The sequence below is a fragment of the Luteibacter pinisoli genome, from assembly GCF_006385595.1.
Lineage (GTDB): Bacteria > Pseudomonadota > Gammaproteobacteria > Xanthomonadales > Rhodanobacteraceae > Luteibacter > Luteibacter pinisoli.
This window is the reverse complement of the sequence record NZ_CP041046.1, coordinates 1,254,225-1,266,351: the sequence shown is the minus strand read 5'-3', so window position 1 is coordinate 1,266,351 and position 12,127 is coordinate 1,254,225. Positions and strand designations below refer to the sequence as shown.

General features: G+C 67.7%; 12 protein-coding genes. 10 read left to right on the top strand and 2 right to left on the bottom strand.

From position 1 onward, the window contains the following. Positions 1-4: 4 nt before the first annotated feature. The 5 genes from FIV34_RS05745 to dnaE all read left to right on the top strand — a co-directional run bounded on the left by FIV34_RS05745 (position 5) and on the right by dnaE (position 6,325). A complete protein-coding gene (locus FIV34_RS05745; protein ID WP_139980530.1) occupies positions 5-562 on the top strand; it encodes a DUF3106 domain-containing protein in 558 nt (185 codons plus the stop codon). Between the two features lie 25 nt (positions 563-587). Then, a complete protein-coding gene (locus tag FIV34_RS05740) occupies positions 588-1,160 on the top strand; it encodes a nitroreductase family protein (RefSeq protein ID WP_139980528.1) in 573 nt (190 codons plus the stop codon). Between the two features lie 62 nt (positions 1,161-1,222). Then, a complete protein-coding gene (locus FIV34_RS05735) occupies positions 1,223-2,047 on the top strand; it encodes a 5'-3' exonuclease (RefSeq protein ID WP_246058807.1) in 825 nt (274 codons plus the stop codon). A 59-nt stretch (positions 2,048-2,106) separates the two neighbouring features. Continuing rightward, positions 2,107-2,691, top strand: coding sequence for an NUDIX hydrolase (locus FIV34_RS05730; protein WP_139980526.1), 585 nt, complete (start codon positions 2,107-2,109; stop codon positions 2,689-2,691). A gap of 91 nt (positions 2,692-2,782) precedes the next feature. Beyond that, positions 2,783-6,325, top strand: coding sequence for a DNA polymerase III subunit alpha (dnaE, locus tag FIV34_RS05725; protein ID WP_139980524.1), 3,543 nt, complete (start codon positions 2,783-2,785; stop codon positions 6,323-6,325). 20 nt (positions 6,326-6,345) lie between these two features. Here dnaE and FIV34_RS05720 read toward each other — a convergent pair whose 3' ends face one another. Then, positions 6,346-6,924, bottom strand: coding sequence for a hypothetical protein (locus FIV34_RS05720; protein ID WP_139980522.1), 579 nt, complete (start codon positions 6,922-6,924; stop codon positions 6,346-6,348). A 30-nt stretch (positions 6,925-6,954) separates the two neighbouring features. After that, positions 6,955-7,542: a hypothetical protein gene (locus FIV34_RS05715; protein ID WP_139980520.1), complete on the bottom strand. Its 588-nt coding sequence runs from the start codon at positions 7,540-7,542 to the stop codon at positions 6,955-6,957. A 257-nt stretch (positions 7,543-7,799) separates the two neighbouring features. Between FIV34_RS05715 and FIV34_RS05710 the strand changes: the two genes are divergently transcribed. The 5 genes from FIV34_RS05710 to ispA are packed head-to-tail and all read left to right on the top strand — an operon-like array spanning position 7,800 to position 12,005. After that, positions 7,800-8,756 (top strand): acetyl-CoA carboxylase carboxyltransferase subunit alpha, encoded by a 957-nt coding sequence (locus tag FIV34_RS05710; RefSeq protein ID WP_139980518.1) that lies wholly within the window; start codon positions 7,800-7,802, stop codon positions 8,754-8,756. A gap of 43 nt (positions 8,757-8,799) precedes the next feature. Beyond that, positions 8,800-9,543, top strand: a complete 744-nt coding sequence (locus tag FIV34_RS05705) for an NYN domain-containing protein (protein WP_139980516.1) — start codon at positions 8,800-8,802, stop codon at positions 9,541-9,543. Then, positions 9,540-10,829 carry a tRNA lysidine(34) synthetase TilS gene (tilS, locus tag FIV34_RS05700; protein WP_139980514.1) on the top strand — a complete coding sequence of 430 codons (1,290 nt, stop codon included), beginning with the start codon at positions 9,540-9,542 and terminating at the stop codon, positions 10,827-10,829. The genes FIV34_RS05705 and tilS overlap by 4 nt, the downstream gene beginning before the upstream one ends. Positions 10,830-10,861: 32 nt before the next feature. Next, positions 10,862-11,122 carry an exodeoxyribonuclease VII small subunit gene (locus FIV34_RS05695; RefSeq protein WP_139980512.1) on the top strand — a complete coding sequence of 87 codons (261 nt, stop codon included), beginning with the start codon at positions 10,862-10,864 and terminating at the stop codon, positions 11,120-11,122. Further along, positions 11,103-12,005: a (2E,6E)-farnesyl diphosphate synthase gene (ispA, locus tag FIV34_RS05690; RefSeq protein WP_139980510.1), complete on the top strand. Its 903-nt coding sequence runs from the start codon at positions 11,103-11,105 to the stop codon at positions 12,003-12,005. The genes FIV34_RS05695 and ispA overlap by 20 nt, the downstream gene beginning before the upstream one ends. The last annotated feature ends 122 nt before the right edge of the window (positions 12,006-12,127 follow it).

Below are 12,127 nucleotides of genomic sequence, written 5' to 3'. Positions count from 1 at the left end.
CTCCATGCGCCGCCTCGCTTTCCATCTTGCTACCGCACTGATCCTGGCCGCCCCGCTCGCCGCGCTGGCCCAGTCCGCGCCACCGCCGCCGTCGTCCGCCGGCCACGGCCCGGACGGCCGCGATGACCGCCCGCTGCCGCCGCCGCGTCCGTGGCGCCAGCTCACGCCAGACGAGCAGGACATCCTGTCGCCGCTGGCAAAGGACTGGGACACGTTCCCGCCGCAGCGCCAGTCGCGGATGCTGGAAAAGGCCGCGCGCTGGCAGAAACTGCCGGCTGACCGCCGCGCGGAGATCCGTGCGCGGATCATCCACTGGCAGCAGATGACGCCGGAAGAGCGCGCCGAGGCGCGCCGTAACCAGCAGAAATTCAACGACCTGACCCCGGACCAGCGGCAGAAGCTGCACGACGCCTTCGAGCGCTTCCGCCAGCTGCCGCCGGACCAGCGCCGCGCGCTGGTGGAGCAGTGGCGCAACCAGACGCCGGAGCAGCGCAAACAGGCGCTGGACCACCTGGGCCCCAACGACGCGCTGCCGCCGCCCCCGCCGCCGCACGACCGCTAACCAGCGGTCGGCTAGAATGGTGGGCATGAAGCACCCCACCCTGGATGTCCTGAACGCCCGCCGCTCCGTGCCTTCGCGCCAGCTCGGCGAACCCGGCCCCGACCCCGCCACGCTGCGCCACCTCATCGAGGCGGCCCTACGCGTGCCCGACCACGGCAAGCTCGAACCCTTCCGCATCCGCATCCTGCAGGGCAACGCCAAGCAGGCGTTTGGCCGCGAACTGGCCCGCATGGCGGTGGAAGCCAACCCCGACCTTTCCGAGGCCAAGCGCGAGAAAGAGCAGCGCCGCTACGAGCACGCGCCCCTGGTGCTGGTGGTCTCCGCCCGGATCGACGGCGACAGCAAGGTGCCCGAGCTGGAGCAGAACCTCACCGCCGGCTGCGTGGCCTACAACCTGCTGCTCGGCGCGCAGGCACTCGGCTTCGGCGCGCAGTGGCTCACCGGCTGGGCCGCGTACGACCGCGACGTGGCGAAGCTGCTGGGCATGAAGAAGCACGAACACGTCATCGGTTTCATCCACATCGGCACACCGTCGATGGACGCGCCGGAACGCGACCGTCCGTCGTACGACGACATCGTGAGTGCGTGGGCCCCGTGAGTAACGCCGATCTCGTCCACCTGGTGGACGGCAGCCTGTACGTGTTCCGCGCCTGGCATTCCATGCCTGACGAGTTCCACGACCACGACGGCGAGCCGGTGAACGCCGTGCACGGCTTCACCCGCTTCCTGTGCGAGCTGCTGGAACGCAGCCGCGCGGAGCATATCGCCGTGGCGTTCGACGCGTCGCTCACCACGTCGTTCCGCAACACGATCTACCCGGCCTACAAGGCGAATCGCGAGCTGCCCCCACCGCAGCTGGTGCGCCAGTTCGGCCTGTGCCGCGAGATTTCGGCGGCGCTGGGCCTGACGGTGCTGAACGACCACCAGTACGAAGCCGACGACCTGATCGGCAGCGCGCTGTGGGGCCTGCGTGCCCATGGCTTCCGTGGCGTCATCGTCTCGGCGGACAAGGATTTCGGCCAGCTGCTCGGCGAACACGACGAGCAGTGGGATTTTGCCAAGGGCGTGCGCTGGGGGCCGGCCGGTGTGTTCGACAAGCTCGGCGTGCATCCGCACCAGGTGGCCGACTACCTGGCGTTGTGCGGTGACGCCGTCGACAACATCCCGGGCGTGCCCGGCATCGGCGCGAAAACCGCGGCCGCCCTGCTCGCCCACTTCGGCAGCCTGGATAACCTGCTCGAGCGCGTGGACGAAGTGCCGTACCTGCGCATCCGCGGCGCGGCGGCCTGCGCGGCACGCCTGCGCGAGCACGCGGAGCTGGCCCTGCTTTACCGCCGCCTGACCCGTATCGCGCTGGACGTGGCCGTGGCCGAAACCGCCGACGCCCTCGCCCGCCGCCAGGGCGATGTCAGCGCCGTGGATGAACTGTGCGAACGCATCCGGTTCGGCCCGATGACGCGCAGCCGGCTTCGCGCCCTGCTGTAAACGTCACACGGGTGCGATGCCAATCGGCGATACTCGGCGGATCGTCCAAGGAGCCCGCCATGCAGACCAGCCCGCTGCCCCACGCCTCGCCCATCCCCGATGACGCCAGCGCGCCCGAGGAGACGCTGTTCCAGGGCAAGTGGCTGACGCTGAAGAAGCGCGGCCGCTGGGAGTACGTCGCACGCAACAACCCCGGTGGCGCGGTGATCATCCTGGCGGTGACCCCGGACGACAAGGTGATCTTCGTTGAGCAGTACCGGGTGTCGATCCTGGCCAACACCATCGAGATGCCCGCGGGCCTCGTCGGTGACCTGGAAGGCGCCGAGGACGAAGACGTCCTGCTCGCGGCCGAACGCGAGCTCGAGGAAGAAACCGGCTACGCCTGCGGCCGCATCGAATTCGTCCACGAGGGGCCGTCCTCCTCGGGCATGAGCACCGAGATGATCGCCTTCGCCCGCGCCTGGGACCTGACCAAGGTCGGCAAGGGCGGCGGCGACGAGACCGAGAACATCATCGTCCACGAAGTACCGCGCACCGAGGCCGGCAAATGGCTGTTCGACCGGGCTGCCGAAGGGTTCTCGATCGATGCCAAGCTCTTCGCCGGCCTGTGGTTCATCGACCACCCCGAAGCCCACATGCGCTAACCCGCTGCTGGCGGGGCAATTTCGCAAGTCAATTCTTGCCCCGCCACCCGCCCCCGGTTAGCCTTTCCCATGGCCTGAACCGGCACCCTCCATGTCCGTCCGTTTTACCCACCTCCACCTGCACAGCGAATACTCGCTGGTCGATTCGACGATCCGCATCAAGCAGCTGATCGCCGCGTGCGTGCGCGCCGGTATGCCGGCCGTCGCACTCACCGACGAGAACAACATGTTCGGGCTGGTGAAGTTCTACAAGCAGTGCACGGCGGCGGGCATCAAGCCCATCGGCGGCTGCGATATCTGGGTGTCCAGCCCGGATGATCCGCGCCCCTGGCGGCTCACCCTGATCTGCCAGGACCGCGACGGTTACCTGAATCTCTCGCGCCTGGTGTCGCGCGCGTGGCGCGAAGGCCAGGGCACCGGCCGTGCGCTGGTCGACGCCAGCTGGCTCACCCCGGGCACCGTCTCGGGCCTGATCGCGATTGCCGGCCGCGAGAGCGAGACGGCACGCATCGCGCTGGGCTCAGGCTTGCCGGCCGCCTCGACGAAGCTGGCCTTCCTGCGCCACCTGTTCCCGCAGCGCCTGTACCTCGAACTCACCCGCACCGGCCGTGAGAACGAAGAGGCCTGGGTGCGCGCCGCCATGGCGCTGGCCGGCGAACACGGCCTGCCGGTGATCGCGAGCAACGACGTCCGCTTCCTCGAGCGCTCCGGGTACGACGCGCACGAGGCGCGCACCTGCATCAACCAGGGCCGCGTGCTCGCCGATCCCAAGCGTCCGCGCTATTACAGCGAAGAGCAGTACTTCAAATCGGCCGACGACATGGCCGAACTGTTCGCCGATATCCCCGAGGCGCTGGAAAACACGGTTGAGCTGGCCAAGCGCTGCAACCTCGAGCTCTCCTTTGGCACGTACTACCTGCCCGACTTCCCGGTGCCCGAGGGCCACACCCTCGACACCTACATCCGCGAACAGGCCCAGAAGGGCCTGGACGAACGCCTCGCCCACCATCCGCTGGCGCCCGGCAAGACACTGGCCGACTACCAGGCGCGCCTCGATCGCGAGGTGGACGTCATCATCGGCATGGGCTTCCCCGGTTACTTCCTGATCGTGGCCGACTTCATCGGCTGGGGTAAGGACAACGGCATCCCGGTGGGTCCGGGCCGTGGTTCGGGTGCCGGCTCGCTGGTGGCGTGGGTGCTGAAGATCACCGACCTGGATCCGCTCCAGTTCGAGCTGCTGTTTGAGCGCTTCCTCAATCCCGAACGCGTGTCGATGCCCGACTTCGACATCGACTTCTGCATGGATCGCCGCGACGAAGTGATCGACTACGTCGCGCGCAAATACGGCCGCGACCACGTCAGCCAGATCATCACCTACGGCTCCATGGCCGCGAAGGCGGTGCTGCGCGATTCCGGCCGCGTGCTTGGCATGGGCTACGGCCAGGTCGACCGCCTCGCCAAGCTCATCCCGAACCGTCCGCTCGACCTCACGCTGGGCGACGCGCTCGGCCGCACCGAAAAGTCGAAGAAAGAGACGGACCGCGTCGTCAAGGAATTCTGTGACGTCTACGAGACCGAGGAAGAGCCGCGCGCGCTGATCGACCTGGCGCTGAGCCTCGAAGGCCTCACCCGTAACGCCGGCAAGCATGCCGGTGGCGTCGTCATCGCGCCCACGCCGCTCACCGATTTCGCCCCGCTCTACTGCGAACCCAGCGGCGAAGGCGTCGTCACCCAGTACGACAAGGACGACGTCGAAGCGGTAGGCCTGGTGAAGTTCGACTTCCTCGGCCTGCGCACGCTCACCATCATCGACTGGGCGGTGAAGGCGATCAATGCGCGCCGGGCGAAGGAAGGCACCGAGCCGCTGGTGATCGAATCGCTGCCGCTGGACGATCCGAAAGTCTACGAGCTGCTGAAGAAAGCGCAGACCGTCGCGGTGTTCCAGCTGGAATCGCGCGGCATGCAGGGCATGTTGAAAGACGCCCAGGCCGACCGCTTCGAAGACATCATCGCGCTGGTGGCACTGTACCGCCCCGGCCCGATGGACCTGATCCCGAGCTTCTGCGCGCGTAAGCACGGCAAGGAAGCCGTCGAGTATCCCGACCCGCGCGTCGAACCCATCCTGAAAGAGACCTACGGCATCATGGTCTACCAGGAGCAGGTGATGCAGATGGCGCAGATCGTCGGGGGTTACACCCTCGGCGGCGCCGATCTGCTTCGCCGCGCCATGGGTAAGAAAAAAGCGGAGGAGATGGTCAAGCACCGCGCGACCTTCCGCGAGGGTGCCGCGAAGGATGGCATCGAAGGCGACAAGGCCGACGCGATCTTCGACCTCATGGAGAAGTTCGCCGGCTACGGCTTCAACAAATCCCACGCGGCCGCGTATGCCCTGGTCTCGTACCAGACGGCGTGGCTGAAGGCGCATTACCCGGCGGAGTTCATGGCCGCGACGATTTCGTCGGACATGGACAACACCGAGAAGGCGGTGACCTTCCTCGACGAGACGCGGGCCATCGGCATCAAGGTGCTGCCGCCGGATGTCAACGCGTCCGCGTACATGTTCGAGGCGGTGGAGCCGCGCGTGGTCCGCTACGGCCTGGGCGCGATCAAGGGCGTGGGCCAGGGCATCTGCGAGGAAATCGCCGCCGACCGCGCCGCACGTGGCCCGTTCAAGGGCTTGGTCGACTTCTGCCAGCGCATCGGTTCGAACAAGCTCAACAAGCGGGTGATGGAAGCCCTGGTGCAGTCGGGTGCGCTCGACGGCCTGGGCGAAAACCGCGCGACGCTGGTGATGCATATCCCCGAGGCCATGCGTGCCGCCGACCAGGAAGCGAAGAACCGCGCCTCCGGGCAGGTCGACATCTTCGGCAACGCGTTCGGTAATGCCGAAGCACCCAGCATCATCGAGCTCTCCGGCTCGGTGCCCGAGTGGCCGCTGGAACAGCTGCTGCAGGGCGAGCACGACACCCTCGGCCATTATCTCTCGGGCCATCCGACGGACCCGTGGACAACCGAACTGGCGCAGCTCTCCAGCTGCCCCATCGGCGAGATTCCGCAGCGTTACCAGCCGCCGAAGCCGCGGCGCAACGACGACGAGGACAACAGTCGCTTCCGTCGTGGTCCTGAAACGCCGTGGACGGTGGCGGGCATGGTGGTCGGCATGCGCAAGCGTGGCGAGAGCGATGCCTTCGTGCAGATCGAAGACGCCACCGGCCTGCTGGAAACCAGCTTCTTCCGCGATGTGTTCACCGATGCCGCACCGCTGCTCACGCGCGGGAACATCATCGTCGTGGAAGGCGGCCTGCGCATCGACGATTTCGCCGGCGGCTACCAGTTGCGCGCGCGCAAGGCGTATTCGCTTTCCGACGCGATGGAACACTTTGGCCGCCTGCTCACGCTGAAGCTCAACGGCGTGGACGGCGATTTCCCGCGCCACCTCAAGCACGCACTGATGGGTTTTCGCGGGGGCCGCACCCCGTTGCTGCTGTCGGGCTATCGCAACGGCGTCGGCCAGGCCAGCCTCGAACTCGGCGACGACTGGCGCGTGCGCGCCCTGCCCGACCTGATGCGCACCCTGCGCACCCTGCCCGGCGTGCTCGGCACGGAACTGCGCATGGTGCGCCCGGCGGACTGACCGCCGGGCGCACCCGTCGCCTAGCGCTGGCGAATGACCTGCACGTCGTCGACGTACACGGTGGCACCTGCGTTGCTGTCCTTGCGGGTGATCCCGATGATCATCGACGTCGCCTGTCCGCGCGACGCGTCGAAACCGCCGGAAGGCCGCGACCAGGCATCGCCCGCCGCATAGACGTGCGAAAACGCCTCGTAGCTACCTTGACGACCCACCAGTTGCACGGATAGCTCGACCTCCGCGTCGCCACCTGTTGCGCGTACGAACATCGATGGAACGAAATACGGGGCACCATCAACGGCCTCCGACGACGCCGGCAGCGAGACCACCTGGCTCACCGAGCCGCCCGGGGCGAGCACGAGTTTCGCGTTGCCGTCGTCTTCGATGCGCACCGTCTTCGGCCGGAACGGATGGGGCATCCAGTTCACCAGGGAACCTTCGCCGTCGAAGCCGGCATTCTCGATGGCCAGCCGGCACTCCACCGGCTGGCTGCCCCTCACGGGACAGAGGGGTGCCTCGTCGCCATGGGCGGTAACGGCGGACACGGGCAGCGCGAGCACGGCGGCGGCAGCGGCCGCCGCGATGGCGATAGTGCGATTCATGGGTGACTCCTTGTCATGGTTGGGGGGCGGTCAGAACGCGCCGGCGTTGACGTTTTCCAGCAGGTAGACGTCGTCGACCTGCACACGGGTACCGCCGAGGCTGTCGTTGGCCAGCGTCACTTCGACGTGCGCCGGGTTGGCAAAGGGCTGGCCGGCGACGACCAGCTCACCCACCGACCATTGGCCGCGGCGCGCATGGACGGTGGTGCGGCCCAGCTCGACACGATGCTTGCCCGTGTCGTCGCGCAGGGCCAGGCGCGCGTCGATACTGCCGTCGCCGCTTTCGGCCAGCACGCGGAAGTGCAGGATGAAGGTGGAGTCGGCCGTCAGGTTGAGGGTGTTCACGGCCACGGTCTGGCGAATCGCGGAACCCGGCGGGGTCACGGCATAGGCATTGCCGTCGATGTCTCGGCCCACGCCCGGCACGGACACGGACTCCCATCCCTCCAGGGTCCCCGTGGAGAAATGGCCGTTGCGGACAGGGAGCCGGCAGACATCGTCGTTTCCGGCAGACGTACAGGCCGGGATCCCGCGCGGGTTCAGGTTGTTGCTGGCCGTGGCCGTGGCGGCCGCAGCGAGGGACAGGGCCAGGAGGCCCAGGGAGATGCATGCTTTCATGGAACGGTCCTTGTTCGGTGGAGAAGTCGGACGACTGGCCGTCGTCCGACTCTCGTTCTACAGGCTGACGCACGGCGTTTGGGCGGGGCCTACAAACGAGCCGGCGGATGCCTACAGGCTTTGCAGGGTAGCCTGACCCGAGGCAAAGGCTTTTCATTCAGCAGGTTAGACGAGGTCGCCCGACCGTACGTCAGCGCACGCCACCCACCGCGCAGCCCAGCTATAATGCTCAGTCTTGCCCGGATGCTCTGTATTCCATGAATCCCAACTTCCTCGATTTCGAACAACCCATCGCCGAACTGGAAGCGAAGATCGAAGAACTCCGCCATGCCAGCAGTGGCCAGGCGTTCAACATCGATGAAGAAGTGGCGCGCCTGCGCGAGAAGCTGAAGGTCAAGACGGCCGAGATCTTCCGCAACCTCACGCCGTGGCAGGTCAGCCAGGTGTCGCGCCACCCGGCGCGCCCGTACACGCTCGACTACATCCAGGGCATGTGCGAGGAATTCCACGAGCTGAAGGGCGACCGCATGTTCGCGGACGACCAGGCCATCGTCGGTGGCCTGGCCCGCATCAACGGCCGGTCCATCATGATCGTGGGCCACCAGAAGGGCCGCGACACCAAGACCAAGGTGAAGCGTAACTTCGGCATGCCGCGTCCTGAGGGTTATCGTAAGGCGCTGCGCCTGTTCAAGCTGGCCGAGCGCTTCAAGATCCCGGTGTTCACCTTCATCGACACCGCCGGCGCCTGGCCGGGCATCAACGCCGAAGAACGCGGCCAGTCCGAAGCCATCGCCCGCAACCTGCTGGAGATGGCCGAGCTGCGCGTGCCGATCATCTGCACCGTCACCGGCGAAGGCGGCTCGGGCGGCGCCCTGGCCATCGGCGTGGGCGACCGCACGATCATGCTGCAGTATTCGACCTATTCGGTGATCACGCCCGAGGGCTGCGCCTCCATCCTGTGGAAGAGCGCGGACAAGGCGAAGGACGCCGCGGAAGTCATGGGCCTCACCGCCCCGCGCATCCTCGAAAACGGCCTGATCGACAAGATCGTCCGCGAGCCGCTGGGCGGCGCACACCGCAATCCGCAGTCGATGGCAACGCGCCTCAAGGCCGTGCTGCTGAACGAACTCGACGCGCTGGAAAAGCTCTCGGTCGACCAGCTGCTGGAAAAACGCTACCAGCGCCTGCGCGGCTACGGCGCCTTCACCGAGTAACACCCCCGCGTTACCATGGCCGCTCGCGACTAAGGAGCCGGCCATGGCCAACGACGTCACCGACAAGCTCGCCGTGCTGATCGATGCGGACAATGCCCGCCCGGCCATCGTGGACGGGCTCCTCGCGGAAGTGGCCAAGTACGGCACGGCGCACGTCAAGCGCATCTACGGCGACTGGACCGGGCCCAACCTCAACGGCTGGAAGAGCGCCCTGCTCGATCACTCCATCCAGCCGATCCAGCAGTTCGCCTACACGTCGGGCAAGAACGCCACCGACTCGGCCATGATCATCGACGCGATGGACCTGCTGTATTCCGAGCGCTTCGACGGCTTCTGCATCGTATCCAGCGACAGCGATTTCACGCGCCTCGCCTCGCGCATCCGCGAAGCGGGACTCATCGTCTACGGCTTCGGCGAAACAAAGACACCCAAGCCCTTTGTCTCCGCGTGCGACAAGTTCATCTACACCGAAGTGCTGGTGGGCGCGAACGAAGACGAGGAAAAAGCGACATCGGCACCCATGCCCGCCGCCGAACTGCGCGGCGATACGAAGCTGTTGAATGGCCTGCGCAACGCCATCAAGGATGCCTCCGACGAGAACGGGTGGGCGGCGCTCGGCGGGGTCGGCAGCATCCTCAACAAACGCATGCCCGATTTCGATTCACGCAACTACGGCTACGCCAAGCTGAGCGGCCTCATCCACGGCATCGGCCTGTTCGATATCGAGGAGCGCCAGCATGGCAATGCCAAGCACGTGTACGTGAAGCTCCGCGCGAAGGGTAAATGAGCATCGATCTTGCCGACCATGTCGCGTCCGCCCTGGCGGAACTCGACGCCGTGCCGCTCGTCGTCGCTTACAGCGGCGGCCCGGATTCCACCGCCCTGCTCCATGCGCTCGCCACGGCGACGCCGCGCCCGCCGCTTCGCGCCTTGCACGTCGATCATGGCTTGCACGCCGAAAGCGGCTTGTGGGCGATGCATTGCCGGCGTTTCTGCGAATCGCTCGATGTGCCGTTCGAGTCCGTGCGGGTCAGCGTCGACCTCACCCGCGGCGAAGGCGTCGAAGGCGCTGCACGGCGGGCACGTCGCGCGGCGTTTACCGCTGCGCTGCGTCCCGGTGAACGGCTGGTCGTGGCGCACCATCGCGACGACCAGGTCGAGACGATCCTGCTGAAGCTGCTGCGGGGCGCCGGCCCCGATGGCCTGGCCGGCATGCGCGACCTGCGCCCGCTGGGCGCCGGCGAGATGTGGCGCCCGCTGCTTGGCCTGGCGCGCGACGCGCTGCTGGACCACGTGGCACTGCACGCCCTCGATACTATCCACGACCCCTCGAACGACGATCCGCGCGTGGCGCGCGCGTGGCTGCGCAGCACCGTCGTCCCCGCCCTGCAGGAACACTGGCCGCACGCCGCGCAGAGCATCGTCCACAGCGCCCGTCTGTGCCGGGAGGCGGCGGGCTGCCTGCGCGATGGCTGGCTGGAGGCCTACACGCGGCTGCGGGCGGCGGACGGCAGCCTGGATGCGCCGGAGTGGCTCGCCCTGCCCGACGCATGGCGTGGGCCACTGCTCGACCACTGGCTTCACGGCAGCGGGCTTTCGGCGCCGACCACGGCCCAGCGCGAAACGCTGGAACGCCAGGTCCGTGAAGCCTCCGCCGAACGCCTGCCGCTGGTGGGCTGGCTGGATACGGAGGTGCGCGTGTGGCGCGGCCGGCTCTGGTCCATGCCGCGCCGGCCCGGGTTCGACGGCGAATGGTCCTCACCGTGGCATGGGGAGCCCCTTGCCCTGCCGGGGGGTGGCTCGTTGTCGCTGGGGGGGCACCGACTGGCGACGCCCGTTATCGTGCGCTATCGCCGTGGCGGTGAATCCCTGCGGCCCGTCGGCGACCGCCATACCCGCGAGCTCCGCGACCTGTTCCAGCAGACGGGCGTGCCGCCCTGGGAGCGCCCGCGGATGCCCCTGGTGCTCGCCGGCGATACCCTGCTTGCCGTGGCCGACCGCTGGGTCAGCGAGGCGGGCAAACCCCTGTTCGACGAGGCCGGGGCGACGCCCCTGTGGCATCGCGGCGATTGATCGAAAGGCCCATGTGAGCTAGTTTTGCCGCCATGCCGAAGTCCCCTGCCACCCCCGTTCCCGTGTCGTCCATCGCCGAGTTCGAGCACTCGCTCGATGAACTCGAACAGCTGGTCACGCGCATGGAAGGCGGTGAGCTGAGCCTGGACGAGTCACTGTCCTCCTTCGAGCGCGGCATCGGCCTCTACCGACAGTGCCAGACGGCGCTGGAACAAGCGGAACTGCGCGTACGCCTGCTGCTCGACCCTGAAGCCCCCGATACCGCCGAACCCTTTGACTCCCGCATCGACTGACCTGCCGGCGCCGCTGAAGGCGCTGGCCGGCCGGGCCGACGACGCGCTTGCGCGCGCGCTGCCCGGCGACACCCTCCCGCCGATCGAACTGCACCGTGCCATGCGCTACGCCGTGCTGGGCGGTGGCAAACGCCTGCGCCCGCTGCTGGTATACGCCGCCGGCCACGCGCTGGGCACCGACGGTCCGATCCTCGATGCGCCCGCCAGCGCCGTGGAGATCATCCACGCCTATTCGCTGGTCCACGACGACCTCCCGGCCATGGACGACGACGACATGCGCCGTGGCCGTCCCACGTGCCACATCGTGTTTGGGGAAGCGATGGCGATCCTCGCCGGCGACGCCCTGCAGGCGCTGGCCTTCGAGATCCTGGCGGAGTCACCGGCCGGTGACGACGCCACCCAACGTATCGCCATGCTACGCACGTTGGGTGCCGCCTGCGGCGCCGAGGGCATGGCCGGCGGCCAGGCTTTCGATCTGTCCGCCGTCGGCCGCAAGCTCACGCTCGAGGAACTGGAGCGCATGCACGCGTACAAAACCGGCGCACTGATCCGCGCCTCGGTACGCCTCGGCGCCCTTGCCGCCGGCTGCCACGATGACGCGCTGCTCGCACGGCTGGACCGCTACGGCCATGCCGTCGGCCTCGCCTTCCAGGTCCGCGACGACATCCTCGACATCGAAGGCGAATCCGCGGTCATCGGCAAAACCGCCGGCAAGGACGCGGCTGCCGACAAGCCTACCTTCCCCTCGATCATCGGCCTCGACGCATCCCGCGCGCGCCTCACGGCGCTCGTCGACGAAGCGCTCGAGGCTATCGCGCCGCTGGGCGAGCGCGGCGAGTGGCTCGCAGATCTGGCGCGCTACTCGGCCGCTCGCGGACACTAAGCGCCCGCACGCCGGATTCGCGCGCAGGCAGCGGGCACGCCGCAGTGAACTCGTCCAAGGCAACGTCGCTGATAAGACCCTGCCGATGCAGGGCGACCATGCTTTCGCGCATGGATTCAATG

Excerpts from the sequence above, each read along its gene's own strand:
- FIV34_RS05730 (WP_139980526.1), top strand. The coding sequence starts at position 2,107 with ATGCAGACCAGCCCGCTGCCCCACGCCTCGCCCATCCCCGATGACGCC.
- dnaE (WP_139980524.1), top strand. The coding sequence starts at position 2,783 with ATGTCCGTCCGTTTTACCCACCTCCACCTGCACAGCGAATACTCGCTG.
- FIV34_RS05735 (WP_246058807.1), top strand. The coding sequence starts at position 1,223 with ATGCCTGACGAGTTCCACGACCACGACGGCGAGCCGGTGAACGCCGTG.
- FIV34_RS05740 (WP_139980528.1), top strand. The coding sequence starts at position 588 with ATGAAGCACCCCACCCTGGATGTCCTGAACGCCCGCCGCTCCGTGCCT.
- FIV34_RS05715 (WP_139980520.1), bottom strand. The coding sequence starts at position 7,542 with ATGAAAGCATGCATCTCCCTGGGCCTCCTGGCCCTGTCCCTCGCTGCG.
- tilS (WP_139980514.1), top strand. The coding sequence starts at position 9,540 with ATGAGCATCGATCTTGCCGACCATGTCGCGTCCGCCCTGGCGGAACTC.
- FIV34_RS05695 (WP_139980512.1), top strand. The coding sequence starts at position 10,862 with ATGCCGAAGTCCCCTGCCACCCCCGTTCCCGTGTCGTCCATCGCCGAG.
- FIV34_RS05720 (WP_139980522.1), bottom strand. The coding sequence starts at position 6,924 with ATGAATCGCACTATCGCCATCGCGGCGGCCGCTGCCGCCGCCGTGCTC.
- FIV34_RS05710 (WP_139980518.1), top strand. The coding sequence starts at position 7,800 with ATGAATCCCAACTTCCTCGATTTCGAACAACCCATCGCCGAACTGGAA.
- FIV34_RS05705 (WP_139980516.1), top strand. The coding sequence starts at position 8,800 with ATGGCCAACGACGTCACCGACAAGCTCGCCGTGCTGATCGATGCGGAC.
- FIV34_RS05745 (WP_139980530.1), top strand. The coding sequence starts at position 5 with ATGCGCCGCCTCGCTTTCCATCTTGCTACCGCACTGATCCTGGCCGCC.